The following is a 14,809-nucleotide window of genomic DNA, read 5'->3' on the forward strand; positions in this document are numbered from 1 at the left end:
GGGGTGACCGGGGGTCAGCCGCCGAGTGCCTCCGCCAGGGCGGTCAGGAAGCGGTCCGTGGTGGCCTCGTCCCGGACGGCGATCCGGAGCCAGTCGGGGCCGAGGCCGGGGAAGGTGTCGCCGCGGCGGACGGCGAAGCCGAGGGTGCGCAGGCGGGTGCGGACGGCGTCGGCGCCGGGGAGTTCGAGCAGCAGGAAGGAGGCGGCGGGCTCGCCGTGCACCCGGACGGCCGGGAAGGCGGCCAGGCCCTTCAGCACGTACTCGCGCCATGTGGTGAGTTCGTGGGCCGCCCGGTCGGCCTCGGCGAGCGCGGACGGGGTGGAGCAGGCCTCGGCGGCGACCAGCGCCGGGGTGGAGACCGGCCAGAGCGGCTGGGCGGCGGCCAGGGCGGCGATCAGCGGCGCCGGGCCGAGCGCATAGCCGATTCGCAGACCGGCCAGCCCCCAGGTCTTGGTGAGGCTGCGCAGGACGACCACCCGGCCCGGCAAGTCCCGTGCCGAGGCGAGGGATTCGGCCTCGCCGGGCACGGTGTCCATGAAGGCCTCGTCGATCACCAGGGTGCGGCCGGGCCGGGCCAGGGCGGCGACGGCGGCGGCCGGGTGGAGGACGGAGGTGGGGTTGGTGGGGTTGCCGAGGACGACCAGGTCGGCCTCCTCCGGCACCGCGCCGGCGGTCAGCCGGAAGCCGTCCTCCGGGGCGAGCAGCACCCGTCGCACCGGGTGCCCGGCGTCCCGCAGAGCGGCCTCCGGCTCGGTGAACTGCGGGTGCACCACCACTATATGACGGGGCACCAGAGTTCGTGCGAGCAGTACGAAGGCCTCGGCGGCGCCCGAGGTGAGCAGCACCTCGTCCACCGGCCGGCCGTGCCGTTCGGCGACCGCGGCCCGGGCGGCGGAGCCGTCGGGGTAGGCGGCGAGGTCGGCGAGGGTGGCGGTGAGGCGTGCGCGCAGCCAGGCCGGGGGCGTGCCGGTGCGGACGTTGACGGCGAGGTCGACCAGGCCGGCGCCGTCGGCGCGCACCTCGGCGTCGCCGTGGTGGCGCAGGTCGGGTCCGGCGGGGGAGTGGGGGGTCACGGCTGCTCTCCTGGGGTCGGTCGGGCGTACGGACGGCGGGGTGCGCGGGCGACGGCCACCGTCGCGGCCGCCGACTTCCGCTTGGGGACGACGAGCTCGGCGTGACCGCCGCCCGCGCCCGCCAGCGCCGCCGCCTCGGCGACGCCGGCCGTGCCGACCGCGGCGCCGACGGCGTCCGACGGGTTCGGCACGGGGACGGCGGCCAGCACCCCGGCCGGGTACTCCGCCACCGGCACGCCGAGCGCCGCCGCGGCCGCGCGGACGGCGGGGTGGCCGCCCTTGCCGGCGAGGGTGGCGAGCGCGCCGACGGCGCCGGCGGGCAGCCCGGCCGAGGCGAGCGTCCGCCGGATCAGGTCGAGCAACTCCGTCTCCGTCGCCGAGCCGCGCAGCCCCACCCCGACCACCAGGGGACCCCCGCCGTCACCCGAACCGCCCAACGCGCCGGATCCGGTCCCGTGCGAACCGTTCCCGTCCGGCACTCTCACGTCGCGCTCACGCCCTGCTCACGTCCTGTTTCTCCACGTCACCCGCCCGACACCTGCCCGAGGCCGCGCACCGGCCGCGCGCCGTCCGTGCCCGCCCGGGGCGGCCGAAACCCGTCGGTCCCGGCCGGCCGGAAGGCCCTGGTCAGGCCGGTACCGGGCGCCGAGGGCCGCCGAAATCCCACCACGCCCGTGACGGACGGGTCAATCGGGACAGATGTGATCCGCGTCCGACGGCGATCCTCGGCCAGCGACCGCTGTTCGCCGTTTCTTCATGTCGCCGCCGAGGCCCGCGCCACCGCGCCGCTCCTACTGTTTGCGGCGCTCCGAAACCGCCGGTCCACCGGTCGGCGGTCCTCTCCCCACCCGGCAGTTCCCGCGCGGCCGGGCCACCTCCCCGACCCGGCCGCTCCCGACGCACGGAGGACACCATGCCCGAAACCCCGGAGACTGTTGACATGAGCGCCACGAACCCCGTCGCCGAGGGCGCCGCCCCGCGCCGCCCGCGCCGCCGCACCCTCACCGCCTCCGCCGCCGGCCTCGGTCTGGTCGCCGGCTCGCTCGGCCTCTGGGCCGCCACCGGCACCGCCGCCCAGGCCGCCGCCCTGCCGACCCCCGACCACGTGGTCGTCGTCGTCCTGGAGAACCACGCCTACACCCAGGTGATCGGCTCCTCCAGCGCCCCGTACATCAACAACACGCTGAAGGCCGGCGGCGCCACCCTCACCCAGTCGTTCGGGCTCACCCACCCCAGCGAGCCCAACTACTACCAGCTGTTCTCCGGCTCCAACCAGGGCCGCACCGACGACAGCTGTGTGCCGGTCGGCTCCATCAACAAGCCGAACCTCGCCTCCGAGCTGATCGCCGCCGGCCAGACCTGGGGCAGCTACAACGAGGGCCTGCCCAGCCAGGGTTCGACCGTCTGCTCCAGCGGCAAGTACGCGCAGAAGCACAACCCGTGGTTCGGCTTCAGCAACGTGCCGACCAACACCGCGTTCACCATGACGCAGTTCCCGACCAACTTCGCGACCCTGCCGAAGGTCTCCTTCGTCGTCCCGGACCTCTGCAACGACATGCACGACTGCTCGGTCTCCACCGGCGACAGCTGGATCCAGAACAAGCTCGGCGCCTACGCCACCTGGGCCAAGAACAACAACAGCATCCTCGTGGTGACCTTCGACGAGGACAACCGGCTCTCCGGCAACCGCATCCCCACCGTCTTCTACGGCGCCCACGTCACCCCGGGCTCCACCACCGCCACCACCTACAACCACTACAACGTGCTGCGCACGCTGGAGGACCTCGCGGGCCTGACCACCCACGCGGGCAACGCCGCCACCGCCGCCACCATCACCGGCATCTGGAACTGACGCCCGTGTACGTCGCGGACTCCCGCAGCTCCAAGGCCCCCGCCGCCCCGGCCACCCGGCCGGGGCGGCGGGAGGCCGCCGGCGGCACCGCCGGCCGGGCCGCCCGGGCGGCCGTCCCCGGCACCGTGGTGGCCCTGGGCGTGGTCAGCCTGGTCACCGACGTCTCCTCCGAGATGGTCAGCGCCGTCCTGCCGCTCTACCTGCTCACCGGCCTCGGCCTGTCCCCGCTCGGCTTCGGCCTGCTCGACGGCATCCAGAACGGCTTCAGCGCCGTGGTCCGGCTGGCCGGCGGCCACCTGGCCGACCGGCGCGGGCGCGACGGCGCGCCCCGCCACAAGGCCGTCGCCGCCGTCGGCTACGGCCTGTCGGCGCTCTGCAAGCCGCTGCTGCTGCTGGTGAGCACCGTGCCGCTGATCGGCGCCGTGCTCGCCGTCGACCGCACCGGCAAGGGCCTGCGCACCGCCCCGCGCGACGCGATGATCTCGCTCGCCACCGAACCCGCCCACCGCGGACGGGCGTTCGGTGTCCACCGGGCGATGGACACGGCCGGCGCGCTGCTCGGACCGCTCACCGCCTTCCTGGTGCTGCGGACGGCCGGCGGCCCGCTGCTCGCCGACGGCGGCCAACAGCAGGGCTACCACGCGGTGTTCGCGGTCAGCGCGTGCGTCGCGGTGCTCGGCGTGCTGGTGCTGCTGCTCTTCGTGCCGAACCGGCTCGACGCCGACGCCCCGTCGACCGCCCAGCCCCGGCTGCGTGACGGACTCGCCCTGCTCCGCATCCCCGGGCTGCGCCGGCTCGCCGTGTGCGCCGTGCTGCTCGGCCTCACCACCGTCAGCGACTCCTTCCTCTACCTGCTCGTGCAGCGCCGGCTCGGCCTCGCCACCGAGTACTTCCCGCTGCTCCCGCTCGGCACCGCCGGCGCCTTCCTGCTGCTCGCCGTCCCGCTCGGCGCGCTCGCCGACCGGATCGGCCGCCGCCGGCTCTTCCTGGCCGGCCACGGCGTCCTGCTGCTCGCCTACGGCCTGCTGCTCTCCCCGCTCGACGGGCTGCCGGTGGTGGTCTGCGTGCTGGTGCTGCACGGCGCCTTCTACGCCTCCACCGACGGCGTGCTCGCCGCCGCCGCGGCCGACACCGTCCCCGCCGCGCAGCGCGGCGCCGGACTCGCCCTGGTCGGCACCGGACAGGCGCTCGCCCGGTTCGCCTGCTCGCTGGCGTTCGGCGCGCTGTGGAGCGCCGTCGGCGGCACCACCGCGCTGACCTGGTCGGCGCTGGCGCTGGCCGGCTGCGTCACCGGCGCGGCGTTCGTGCTGCGCGAGCCCGCCGCCCCCGAAGACCCCACCGACGCCGAGGTGCCCTCGTGACCACCGCCCCCCTCCGCAACCGCACCCGGGTACTGATCCTGCTGGTCGCCGTCGTCCTGCTCGGGGCGGTCGGCACCGGCGCCGTGCTGTGGGCCGCCGACCGCTCGGCTGACCGCGACCGCGTCCAGGCCGGCGGCCCCGTCGTCACCCCCGGCGAGGTCACCCTCAAGGCCCCCGCCGCCCGGCAGCTGCTCTTCCGCAACATGGCCTGGGGCCCGCACCGCGACGAGATCGTCACCGTCCCCGCCGACCACCCCGACGGCCCGCGCACCGCCTCCGGCGTCCAGTGCCTGCGCTTCTACGCCGCCGCCGGCACCGGCATCTGCCTGCAGGCCGACCGCGGCGCCCTCCAGGACACCTACCGGGCCGTCGTCCTCGACGACCACCTGCGCGAACGGCGCTCCTTCCCGGCCGCCGGCATCCCCACCCGCTCCCGGGTCTCGCCCTCCGGGCACCTCGCCGCCTGGACCGTCTTCGTCAGCGGCGACTCCTACGCGGGCACGAACTTCTCGACCCGCACCTCGATCGTCGACGTCCGGGACTGGAACCTCCGGGAGAACCTGGAGGAGTTCGACGTGATCAAGGACGGCAAGCCGTACCGCTCGCCCGACGTCAACATCTGGGGCGTGACCTTCGTCGACGACAACGCCTTCTACGCCACCGCCGCCACCGGCGGCCAGACCTACCTGGTCCGCGGCGACCTCGGCGCCCGCACCCTCACCACCCTCCACCAGAACGTCGAGTGCCCCTCGCTCTCCCCGGACGGCACCCGGGTCGCCTACAAGAAGCGGGTCCCCGGCGCCTCCGAGGACGCCCCCTGGCGGCTGTACATCCTGGACCTCGCCACCATGGCCGAGACCGCCACCGCCGAGCAGCGCAGCATCGACGACCAGGCCGTCTGGTCGGACGACCACACCCTGCTGTACGCCATGCCCGGCGACTTCGGCGCCGACCTCTGGACCGTCCCCGCCGACGGCACCGGCTCCGCCGGGCGGCTGCTCGACGCCGCGGTCGCGCCGGCGTACCTGGGCTGACGCGGACAGGACGAGGTGACCGGCTCGGTCAGGGCGGGTGGTCCGGGGCGGAACTCGAAGCGTAGGGTCCACGTCGAGCACTTTGAGTGGCCGCTCCGCGCCGGGCCGCCACGACGACTGACCGGGGGAGCGGGAACAGTGAGGCAACGAGGGCCCGACCGAGGGCTGCCGGTGGAACGCGTGACCAGCGACTCGTGGCCGGCGCTGCACGGCAGGCCCGTGCTGCGCCGCACGGTCGCGATCGGGCTGGTGATCTTCGTGTCGGTGATGGCCGCGCTGGCGGTCCGGGGCGTCAACGCGCTCACCGTCGGCCGGGGCGCCATCGAGACCGACCGCGACCGCGCCGAACTGCTGGCCGGGCTGCACCCCTCCCAGCACCCGGGCGCGGGCCGCTACTACGTCCCGGTGGGCGCCGTCTACACGCACACCCCGGACGGCCTTCCCGTCGCCTACCTGCACTACCGGCTGGCGGGCGGACGTGAGGTCGGCGTCGGCGACTTCCTGCGCACCTACGACCTGGACACCCCCGGCGCCCTCGCCCCGCTGCCCGCCGACCTGGCCGAGGCGCTGGGCGGCGACGAACCGGCCCAGGCGCACGAGGTCGGCGCCCCCGCGCCGTCCGCCTCCCCGTCCCCGTCCGCCTCCCCGTCGCCCACCGCGTCGCCTTCCGCGCTCTCCGAGGCGACCGCCGTCCCCACTCCCACCGAGGATCCCGAGCCCACCGTCTCGGAACCCGCCGAACCCCTCACCCAGGCCTCCGATCCCGACTCCGAGGCCGACTCCGAGGCCGACTCCGAGGCCGACCCCGAGCCGGATCCCGGCCCCACCCCCGCTCCGGAGGACACCCCCACCCCGACCGAGACTCCCACCCCCACGCCGACCCCCACCGCGACCCCCGCCCCCACCCACGCCCGCCGCATCTACGTCGCCCCCGACCCCGCCGGCCTCCCCGGCGCCGCCGACATCTACGTCCGCGCCACCGGCTGACCGCACGTCCCCGCCCCGGGGGCCAACCCGGGGGCGGGGATTGTCGGTTGGGCGTGCTGTACTCCCGGCATGACGCTTGATGACAACACGCCGGCCGTCCGCTCCGAGGAGTGGGAGGCCGCGCTCACCCAGGCCTTCGGGGAGGTGCTGGGGCGGCCGCTCGCCGAGTACGACGGGACGGCCCGCTACGGGGCCTACTACAGCGGCAACTTCCTCGCCGAGATCGAGTTGGACCGCAGTCCGGTCTGGGTCGGGCGGGGCGCGCTCGCCGGGGAGGAGACGGTCGTCCCGGAGCTGCTGCTCACCCCGCCCGGCGATCTCAAGGAGACGGAACTGGTCTTCGACGCGAGCCGTTCGCTGTTCTTCGTCGAATCGAGGGGCCTGCCCGCCGAACTCGCGCCCTTCGCCGCCGAACTGGCCGCCGCCGTCGAGGAGTCCGAGGGCGGGGAGTGGGACGGCGCCCTGCTGGGCGCGGACCTCGGGCGGATGGCCGAGCGGCACGGCGTCGACCTGGCCGCGCCCGGGTTGCCCGGGAAGCTGTGGACGCTCCGGCAGGCCCGGCTGGCCTCCGGGGACACCCTGCTCGACGCCCTGCTCGCCGCCACCGGCCTGTCCGGCGCCACCTCGCCCGAGCTGATGCCGCCCGGCCTCGGCGACTCCGCCGACGCGGTGGACGACGAGGCCCACGAGCACGTCGCCGAGGTGGCCGACCCGGCACTGCGCGACTACCTGGCCGCCTTCTGCGACCCGGAGTCCCACGACCTCGCCCTGGCCCTGTACGGCGCGGCCGACGAGGACGACGAGGACGACGACGAGGACGCGGACGACGAGGAGGACGACGCCGTGGTCATCAGCTGGGAGGGCGCGGTCGACCAGTACGAGGTCACCGTCCGCCGCCTGGAGGCCTGAGACGCCGGGCCCTCCCGCACGGGAGGGCCCGGCCGCCACCGGATAGGGTCGCTGCGCGAACCGATGTGCGGTGCGCGTGGACCCGAAGGAGCTGACGTGGGCGAGGCCGTCTCCCCCGAGACCGGTGCCGACACCGTGGACCCCCGCCGGGGCGCGGAGCTCGCGGCACGCTGGTGGAAGTGGGCGCTGTCCGCCCCGATGGAGCGCAGCCCGGTCGCCGACACCACCGGCGAGTTCGCCGGCTGGCGGCAGCCCTCGGACGTCTGGTTCCTGGCCGGCACCTACGGCGGCCGCGTCGTGCGGCGCTGCCCGATCGCCGCCGGCCGGCCGGTCTTCTTCCCGGTCTTCAACACCCAGCGCGTCGCCCTCGGCCTCTCCGCCGCCCCCTGGCGCGTCGAGGCCTCCCAGGCCGAGGCGACGCTCAACGGCGTCCCGCTGAAGGTGCACGAGTTCGCCTCCAAGCGCTTCCTGGCCACCGGCATCCCGCGCGTCGCCTGGGGCCTGTGGTGCGCCCTCGACCCGCTGGTGCCCGGCCAGTACGTGCTCTCCGTCAAGGCGAACGCCGGCGGCTTCGTCGTCGACACCACGTACCACCTGGACGCCGTCGAGTTCTGACCACTCCCGCGCCAACGGGCTTCCGGTGCAGCGGTTCTGCCACCGGGCGCGGCCGGGGGCTGGTAGGAGTGGAGCCCTCGGGGCCGGTGCCGGCCCTTCTCGCGCTGGGGGTGGGGCCATGGCCCGGGTGGTGTGCGTGCACGGGATGGGGCAACAGGTCCAGGGGGAGGACCGGTTGCGCTCCGCGTGGTGGCCCGCGTTGACCCCTGGTGAAGGACCTGCGCCCCCTCTTCGGCGACCGGGTCCGCTCGGCCCTGCTCGCCAACGGCACCCACGCGCACGATGCGACGTCCTACCTGACCGACCAACTCTGCGGCCGCGCGATCGCCGAAGGACTGGCGTGAGCGACGGAGGCGACGTCGCCCTCTACCGCCGTCGCCCGCTCACAGTGCCGCCAGCAGCTCGCGCAGTGGAGCCGGCTCCCGCCCGGCCTCCAGCGCCTCCACCAGCAACTGCCCGTAGCGGATCTTCCGCCCCGACTTCGTCCCCATGAACCGCCGCAACTGCCGTTCCGCCAGCCCGCCCTGGTGGGCGGGCTGGCGGACGAAGGTCTGCCAGGCCGCGCGATCGCCCTCCGCCTCGACGATCTCCTCCACCCGCGGGACGCCCAGGGCGCGGATCAGCTCCTCCTCCAGGTCCGCCATGCAGACGAAGAAGCCGTCCCCCGGTGCGCCGGCCCGCTCCAACCCGCGCTGGTAGAAGCCCTGTTCGTTCTCGTCGCAGAGCCCGGCCAGCCGCAGCCCCAGGCCCGGCGGCCCGAGCAGGCTCGCGTAGCGGGCGACGTTCATCGCCCCGCGCATGGAAACGACGCACACCCCCTCGGCGGCCAGGTCCCGCCCTTGGCGGGCGGCCAGTGTCCCGACGGCCGCGAGGTCGCTCGGCCCCTCCACCAGCACCGCCGTCCGCACGCCCAGGTGCTCCGCCAGTTCACCCGCCGGCCCGCCGGGGCCGCCGGCCGCCCAGTCGGTGACCGCGTCCCGGAACGCCTCCATGTCCGCCATGGGCCCGATTCTGCCCCCGCCCGCCCCACGGGGCCCGCCATTTTCCCCGGGAGCGCCGCCCCGCGGCGGTGTGTTCCTCGTCAGGGACCGGGACTCCGACGGCCGTCAGACACGGCTGAGGTAGGTGAGCACGGCGAGGACGCGGCGGTGGCCGCTGTCGGCGGGAGAGAGGCCGAGCTTGGCGAAGATGTTGCCGATGTGCTTGTGGACGGCGTTCTCGGTGATGACGAGCCGGGTCGCGAGGGTGGCGTTGTCCTTTCCCTCGGCCATCAGGGCGAGGACCTCGCGCTCGCGCGCCGTGAGGGCGGCGATCGGGTCGTGGGCGGGGCGGGTGAGGAGCTGGACGATCACCTCGGGATCCATCACGGTGCCGCCCGCGGCGACCCGGCGCAGCGCGTCGGTGAACTCGCTCACCCGGCTCACCCGGTCCTTGAGGAGGTAGCCGATGCCACCGCGCCCGTCGGAGACCAGCTCGCCGGCGTACTGCTGCTCGACGTACTGGGAGAGGACCAGCACGGGCAGGCCGGGGTGCCGGCGGCGGGCCTCGATGGCGGCGTGGATGCCCTCGTCGCGGAAGGCCGGTGGCAGCCGGACGTCGACGATGGTGACGTCCGGCCGGTGCCCGGCGACGGCGGCGAGGAAGCCGGGGGCGTCCTGGACGATCGCGGCGACCTGGAAGCCCGCGGCGGTCAGCAGGAGTTCCAGCCCGTAGGAGAGGAGGACGTTGTCCTCGGCGATCACGACCCGCACGGCAGGCTCACCGTGATCGTGGTCGGGCCGCCGCCGGGGCTGTGCAGGCGGAGGGTGCCGTCGAGCGCCAGGACGCGGTGGCGGATCCCGGCGATGCCGGTGCCCCGCGTCTCGTCGGCGCCGCCGACCCCGTCGTCGGAGGCCTCGATCGACAGCCGGTCGCCGTCGCGGGCGACGCGGACGGTGGTCCGGGTGGCCCGGCTGTGCTTGGCGGCGTTGGTGAGCGCCTCGGCGACCGTGAAGTACGCGACGGCCTCGACCGCGGCGGGGACGGTGCCGAGGGTGCCGATGTCCAGGGTGGTGTCGATCGCCGAGCGGCTCCCCAGTGAGGTCAGGGCCCCGGCGAGGCCGCGGTCGGCGAGGATCGGCGGGTAGATCGTCCGGATCACCGCCCGCAGTTCCGTCATGGCCTCCTCGGCGCTCTCGTGCGCCTCCTCCAGGAGCCTGGCCAGCATCCGGGGGTCGCTGTCCCGCAGCTCACGCGCCAGGCCCAGGCGCATCGCGATGGCCACCAGCCGGGCTTGGGTGCCGTCGTGCAGATCGCGTTCGATGCGGCGCAGTTCCAGACCGTGCGCGTTGACGGCCCCGGCCCGGGTCTCGGTCAGCGTCTCCACCCGCTGCGCCAGCAGCTCGGCAGCGGTGGGGGAGAGAAGCGCCACGCAGCTCCGGGCGTGCAGCCGCGCCAGCAGCGGGACCAGCCGGAGGCTCAGCGCCGCGAGGACGACGAACTGCGCCGTCCCCAGGGTCAGCGCGGTGCCCCAGCCGGTCAGCGGCACCCCGGCGGCGAAGCCGCCCGCGCGGGTGCCGGCGGGCAGCGCCCACCACAGGGGGACCGTGACGGCCGTGGTCAGCGCGTTGCCCGCGCATGCCACCGCGACGAGCCCGAACGCCGGGCCGCTCACCACGGAGGTGGCCAGCCACCCGCGTGCGCGCCACGTCCCGACCCGGACGGGACCGTCGTCCGGTGCGCGCAGCAGCCGGCCGGCGCGGCGGCGGTGCCAGGACGCCCAGGCCCGCGCCGCCCGCGGGACGACGAGGAGTACGGGCAGCGCGGCCAGGGCGAGCGCGGCGGCGCCCAGGCTTCCCAGCAGATAGCCCAGCGCGCGCCATGTCGCCGACAGCCGATCGGTCCCCCGGTGCTTCATCCGCCCAAGTCTGAGGCATGATCACCGGGCCCGGCACTACAGCCCGCCACCCTGTTCTCCCACCCGTGGGCGGTAGCGCGGGCGGCCCCGGCCGGACCTACCGTCGACACCCATGACGACCCGACCGACGACCCGACCGATGACCCAGCAGACGACCCGACCGGCGATCCGGCCGGCTTCCCGGCCGGCTTCCCGAGCGACGGTGCGGTCCTTCGCGCGGAGCCTGGTGCTGGCCGCCGTGGCGACCGCGACCCTCGCCACCACCGTGCCCGGCGCGACGGCCGCCGCCGAGCGCCCGGAGGCACGCCTGCAGCGCGACGCCGACGCGATCACCGCCCTCGGCGTGACGGGCGTGCAGGCCCGGCTGACCACCTCCGCCGGCGGCGATACGACCGTCACCAGCGGCGTCGGCGACCTGGCGGACGGGCGGCCGGTGCCGGCCGACGGCCACTTCCGGATCGCCAGCGTCACCAAGACCTTCGTGGCCACCGTGGTCCTGCAACTCGTCGGCGAGGGCCGGCTCTCGCTGGACGACCGGGTCGAGCGGTGGCTGCCCGGCGTGGTGTCCGGCAACGGCAACGACGGGCGCGCGATCACCGTCCGTCAGCTGCTCCAGCACACCAGCGGCCTGCACGACGACTACCCGGACTACCCCTCGGCGGAGGACTTCCAGCGGTACCGGTACGACAGCTGGACGCCCGAGCAGATCGTCGCCCGGGCGATGGGCCACCGCCCGGACTCCGAGCCCGGCGAGCAGTGGCGCTACGGCAACACCGGCTACGTCCTGCTCGGCATGGTGATCGAGCGGGTCACCGGGCGGACCTGGGACGTGGAGGTCGGGGAGCGGATCACCCGGCCGCTCGGCCTCGACCACACCTTCCGGCCGGGGACGTCCCCCACGCTGCCCCAGCCGCACGCCCGCACCTACCAGGGCTTCGGGCCCGGCGAGCCGCTGGTCGATGTCACCGAGCAGGTCGGCCCGGGCACCAACGGGGAAGCTGGGCTCGTCTCCACCACCGCCGACCTCGACCGGTTCTTCGGCGCCCTGCTCGGCGGCCGGCTGCTGCCGCCGGCGCAGTCGGCGCAGATGAAGCGGACCGTCCGGGTCGGCGAGGAGTTCCGCGAGCTGATGCCGCGCGCCCGCGACGGCCTGGGGCTGTTCTCCCGCCCGCTGTCCTGCGGCGGGCGCTCCTGGGGCCACGAGGGCGGCGACGCCGGCTGGGTCACGGCCTCCGCCGCTACCGCCGACGGCCGGCGCACCGTCACGGTCTCCCTGTCGGGCGTCCTCGCCACCTCCGCGGACGACGTGCTGGGTGTGGAACGGGCGATGAGCAGGCTGGTGGACCACGCCCTGTGCGCGGCGCCGGGCGCACGCTCCTAGGAAGGCCGGTGGAGTGGGAAGTCGGGCCGGCCGACTTCCCACTCCGTGCCACTGCGTCCTACCTCGTGTCGGCGGTCCGTGCGCTCGCCGCCGCCGCCGCGATCATGCGGTGCATGACGGCCACCGGCAGGCTCGGGTTGAGGGCGGCGTCCTCGGCGGTGAACGGGTCCTGGAGCGCGGCGGCCAGCAGGGCCGGCGGAAGGGCCGGGTGCCGGTGGGCGAAGCTGTTGAGGTAGGAGACGTCGTCGGCGGCCAGCGCGGCGACGGTCGCGGGGGAGAGCCGGGGGTCATGGGCGGCCTCCCGGCGGACCATCGGGTCCGGATCACGGGCGAGGCGCTCGGCGTCGGCGGCGGTGGACGCGGGGTCGTCCAGGGCGAGCCGGCGCATGTGCGGGCGGGGGTCGTCGAGGAAGCGCAGCAGGCCGTCGCGCGGGAAGCCGGGGTGGTTGCGCGGGCGGCCGGGGAAGGAGAGGCTGCCGGTCCAACCCTCCTCCCAGATGCCGAGCAGCAGCTCGGCGGGGGCGTCGTCGCAGGACTCGGTGAGGAAGAGGCGGACGGCGAAGTCCTCGTCCCGGGCGAGCGGTTCGACGACGTCCCGGGGGAGCCGACGGGCGCGGGCGACGCTGCGGCGGATCCAGGTCTTCGGAGAAGCGGCCAATTGCCGCATGGCGTCCGGGTCGTGGTGGAGGGCGGCGACCCAGGGGAGGGTGGAGGTGCGGTCGTCCGGCCCGATGTCGGGGACGGCGTCCGCCAGTTCGGCGATCCCGGCCGGCGTCGCGGGCGGTTCGGCCCCGGCCGCCGGGCCGTTGCCATCGCCCCGGTGACGGGCGGCGTCGGCGGCGAGTTCCCTCACCAGCACGTGGCCGGGGCGGCCGGCGGTGGCGGCGAGCAGCCGGTCCCACTGCCCGGGCGAGAGCCGTCCGTGCTCGGCGGCCGGGCCCCAGACCCGGCGGTCGGGGTGGTCGACCGCCGCGTCCAGGACGCCCGGCGGGAGGTCGGTGCGGTGGAGGAGGCCGGTGTGTCCGAGGTCGAGGAGGGCGATGAGCACGTCCGCCGGTGCGGCCCGGTTGTAGCCGAGGCTGCCCAGCCACACCTCGGCGAGCTCCGCCGTCGGGCCGGGGACGGCGAACAGCGGGGCCCGGACGGCGTGCTCGTTCACCTGGTCGTCGCTCTCCACCCGGGCAGCCTAGGCCACCTTCGGACGTCGGCGGTGCTGCCCGGGGCGGATGCGGTGTCGGCATGACGACGATCCTGCGGCACCCTCGGCCTGGATTCATGTGGGATTGGTGGGCGGTGGACGCCGCAGGCGCCCCCGTCGCTGCACGCCTTCAGCGGCAACGGCGAGTTGCCGGTCTACACCCGCCACGGCGTCCCCGACTCCCCGCTGCGGCTGTCCGACGCTCCGGCGGCCGTCGCGGACGTCGCGGCCCTGGTCGAACTGCGCAGGGCGGTCGGGGACGCCTGGACAGTCCACCTCGACGAGGGATGGGTCCAGGATCCGCCCGGCCCCCGCCCGCCTACCCGGCCTCGGCCGTGACGCGGTCGAGTTCGGCGGCCGGGTAGGGCGTGCGCTTGCTCTCGGTGAGGAGGCGGCGGCGGAAGTCGTCCACGACGAGGGCGGTGCGGGCGTGCCGGTCGAGGAGGGCCGCGACCTCCGGCGGGATGCCGGCGGGCCGGTGGCCGGCCAGCCAGCGCTCCACGAGGACGATCGCCTCCGTGTCACCCCGGTGGCGTTCCAGGAGGTGGTGGCGGAGCAGGTGGGCCGCGGTGTGGTCGCGGTCGTAGGAACGGTGCAGGGCGAGGAACCGCCGTTCATCCGGCGAGAGTTCGAACTCCGCGCTCAGGGCCAGCCCGAAGTCCGCGAAGTGGATCCGCCGGCCGTCGGTGAGGAGGTTGTGGAAGTGGGCGTCGAAGTGCACGAGCCCGCGCGAGCGCATGAACGCGGTTCCCCGGGCCACGGCGTCCGCCGCCCACCCGTACGGCGCCGGGTCCGGGTGCTCGTGCAGCCAGGTGGCGAGCGTCTGCGGGACGTGCTCCTGGAAGAGCACCAGGCTGTGGCGGGCCCGGCCGATGGCCTCCAGCCGCTCGCGCACGGCCGGCGAGCCGTCCCAGTGGGCGACGGCGCCCTCGATCCCGCCCAGGAAGTCCATGAAGCCCTCGGGCGGGGTGTCCGGCAGGACCCGCCAGTGGTACATCAGCGGGAAGCCGTCGAACGCCCCGCCCAGGACCCAGTGGGTGGTCATGGTGTGCACGGCCAGCTCCCGCCAGGCGCCGAAGCCGGCCGAGCCGATCCCGTACTGGTAGAAGACGGGCAGGCCGAAGAGGTTCGCGGTGGAGCGGACGTTCTCCGGTCGGAGCTCCAGCTCCGTCAGCGGCACCTTCTTGACGAACACCCGCGTCCCGTCGACGTCCAGGGCGGCGGACGTGCCCCCGACGCCGGTCCCGAGCGGTTCGGCGGACGCCACGACCTCACCGAGCCGCCGGTCGCTCAGCAGGGACAGCCGGGTGGCCACCGCCCCGTAGCGGGCGAGCCGGTCCGGCTCCGTTCCTTCGGCGCGACGCATCGCCAACTCCTCGCTCGGTGACCGCCCCAACGTAGGCGACGCCGTCCGCCCGGTCGACCGCTTTCCAGCACGGCGGAGCGGCCCGTTGGCACGTTGTCGACTCGTTGTCGACGCGCCGTCTCCAAGCTGGCGGGACG

15 protein-coding genes are annotated in these 14,809 nt (G+C 75.3%); 8 read left to right on the top strand and 7 right to left on the bottom strand.

Features of this window, described 5'->3' with window-relative positions; translation table 11 throughout:
- Positions 1 to 14: 14 nt before the first annotated feature.
- Positions 15 to 1,073, bottom strand: a complete 1,059-nt coding sequence (gene cobC, locus ABTX81_RS22005) for an Rv2231c family histidinol phosphate aminotransferase CobC (RefSeq protein WP_350548254.1) — start codon at positions 1,071 to 1,073, stop codon at positions 15 to 17.
- Positions 1,070 to 1,435, bottom strand: coding sequence for a cobalamin biosynthesis protein (locus ABTX81_RS22010; RefSeq protein WP_350548256.1), 366 nt, complete (start codon positions 1,433 to 1,435; stop codon positions 1,070 to 1,072). Before ABTX81_RS22010 ends, cobC begins: the two co-directional genes overlap by 4 nt.
- Before the next feature lie 578 nt (positions 1,436 to 2,013).
- On the opposite strand from ABTX81_RS22010, the gene ABTX81_RS22015 reads away from it, so the two are divergent.
- From ABTX81_RS22015 to ABTX81_RS22045, 7 genes are all read left to right on the top strand, one after another.
- Positions 2,014 to 2,925 carry an alkaline phosphatase family protein gene (locus tag ABTX81_RS22015; protein WP_350548258.1) on the top strand — a complete coding sequence of 304 codons (912 nt, stop codon included), beginning with the start codon at positions 2,014 to 2,016 and terminating at the stop codon, positions 2,923 to 2,925.
- Between the two features lie 5 nt (positions 2,926 to 2,930).
- On the top strand, positions 2,931 to 4,286 hold the full coding sequence (locus ABTX81_RS22020; protein ID WP_350548260.1) for an MFS transporter: 1,356 nt from the start codon (positions 2,931 to 2,933) through the stop codon (positions 4,284 to 4,286).
- Positions 4,283 to 5,320 carry a TolB family protein gene (locus ABTX81_RS22025; RefSeq protein ID WP_350548262.1) on the top strand — a complete coding sequence of 346 codons (1,038 nt, stop codon included), beginning with the start codon at positions 4,283 to 4,285 and terminating at the stop codon, positions 5,318 to 5,320. The genes ABTX81_RS22020 and ABTX81_RS22025 overlap by 4 nt, the downstream gene beginning before the upstream one ends.
- A 180-nt stretch (positions 5,321 to 5,500) precedes the next feature.
- On the top strand, positions 5,501 to 6,307 hold the full coding sequence (locus tag ABTX81_RS22030) for a hypothetical protein (RefSeq protein WP_350548264.1): 807 nt from the start codon (positions 5,501 to 5,503) through the stop codon (positions 6,305 to 6,307).
- 69 nt (positions 6,308 to 6,376) lie between these two features.
- Positions 6,377 to 7,216, top strand: a complete 840-nt coding sequence (locus ABTX81_RS22035) for a hypothetical protein (RefSeq protein WP_350548266.1) — start codon at positions 6,377 to 6,379, stop codon at positions 7,214 to 7,216.
- 96 nt (positions 7,217 to 7,312) lie between these two features.
- Positions 7,313 to 7,831, top strand: a complete 519-nt coding sequence (locus ABTX81_RS22040) for a hypothetical protein (protein ID WP_350548268.1) — start codon at positions 7,313 to 7,315, stop codon at positions 7,829 to 7,831.
- A gap of 209 nt (positions 7,832 to 8,040) precedes the next feature.
- On the top strand, positions 8,041 to 8,175 hold the full coding sequence (locus ABTX81_RS22045) for a hypothetical protein (RefSeq protein ID WP_350548270.1): 135 nt from the start codon (positions 8,041 to 8,043) through the stop codon (positions 8,173 to 8,175).
- 39 nt (positions 8,176 to 8,214) lie between these two features.
- On the opposite strand, the gene ABTX81_RS22050 is transcribed toward ABTX81_RS22045, so the two are convergent.
- The 3 genes from ABTX81_RS22050 to ABTX81_RS22060 all read right to left on the bottom strand — a co-directional run bounded on the left by ABTX81_RS22050 (position 8,215) and on the right by ABTX81_RS22060 (position 10,727).
- The gene (locus ABTX81_RS22050) at positions 8,215 to 8,832 is read right to left on the bottom strand and encodes a TOPRIM nucleotidyl transferase/hydrolase domain-containing protein (protein WP_350548272.1); all 618 of its coding nucleotides are present in this window, start codon (positions 8,830 to 8,832) and stop codon (positions 8,215 to 8,217) included.
- A gap of 105 nt (positions 8,833 to 8,937) precedes the next feature.
- The gene (locus ABTX81_RS22055) at positions 8,938 to 9,582 is read right to left on the bottom strand and encodes a LuxR C-terminal-related transcriptional regulator (protein WP_350548274.1); all 645 of its coding nucleotides are present in this window, start codon (positions 9,580 to 9,582) and stop codon (positions 8,938 to 8,940) included.
- A complete protein-coding gene (locus tag ABTX81_RS22060; protein ID WP_350548276.1) occupies positions 9,570 to 10,727 on the bottom strand; it encodes a sensor histidine kinase in 1,158 nt (385 codons plus the stop codon). Before ABTX81_RS22060 ends, ABTX81_RS22055 begins: the two co-directional genes overlap by 13 nt.
- 139 nt (positions 10,728 to 10,866) lie before the next feature.
- Here ABTX81_RS22060 and ABTX81_RS22065 point away from each other — a divergent pair, with 139 nt between their 5' ends.
- The gene (locus tag ABTX81_RS22065) at positions 10,867 to 12,108 is read left to right on the top strand and encodes a serine hydrolase domain-containing protein (protein ID WP_502892828.1); all 1,242 of its coding nucleotides are present in this window, start codon (positions 10,867 to 10,869) and stop codon (positions 12,106 to 12,108) included.
- A 58-nt stretch (positions 12,109 to 12,166) separates the two neighbouring features.
- Here ABTX81_RS22065 and ABTX81_RS22070 read toward each other — a convergent pair whose 3' ends face one another.
- Entirely contained in the window at positions 12,167 to 13,285 is a 1,119-nt protein-coding gene (locus ABTX81_RS22070) for a hypothetical protein (protein ID WP_350548280.1), read from the bottom strand.
- A gap of 340 nt (positions 13,286 to 13,625) precedes the next feature.
- Positions 13,626 to 14,672, bottom strand: a complete 1,047-nt coding sequence (locus ABTX81_RS22075) for a protein kinase family protein (protein WP_350548282.1) — start codon at positions 14,670 to 14,672, stop codon at positions 13,626 to 13,628.
- Between the last annotated feature and the right edge of the window lie 137 nt (positions 14,673 to 14,809).

It is taken from the genome of Kitasatospora sp. NPDC097605, from assembly GCF_040302725.1.
Classification (GTDB): Bacteria; Actinomycetota; Actinomycetes; order Streptomycetales; family Streptomycetaceae; genus Kitasatospora.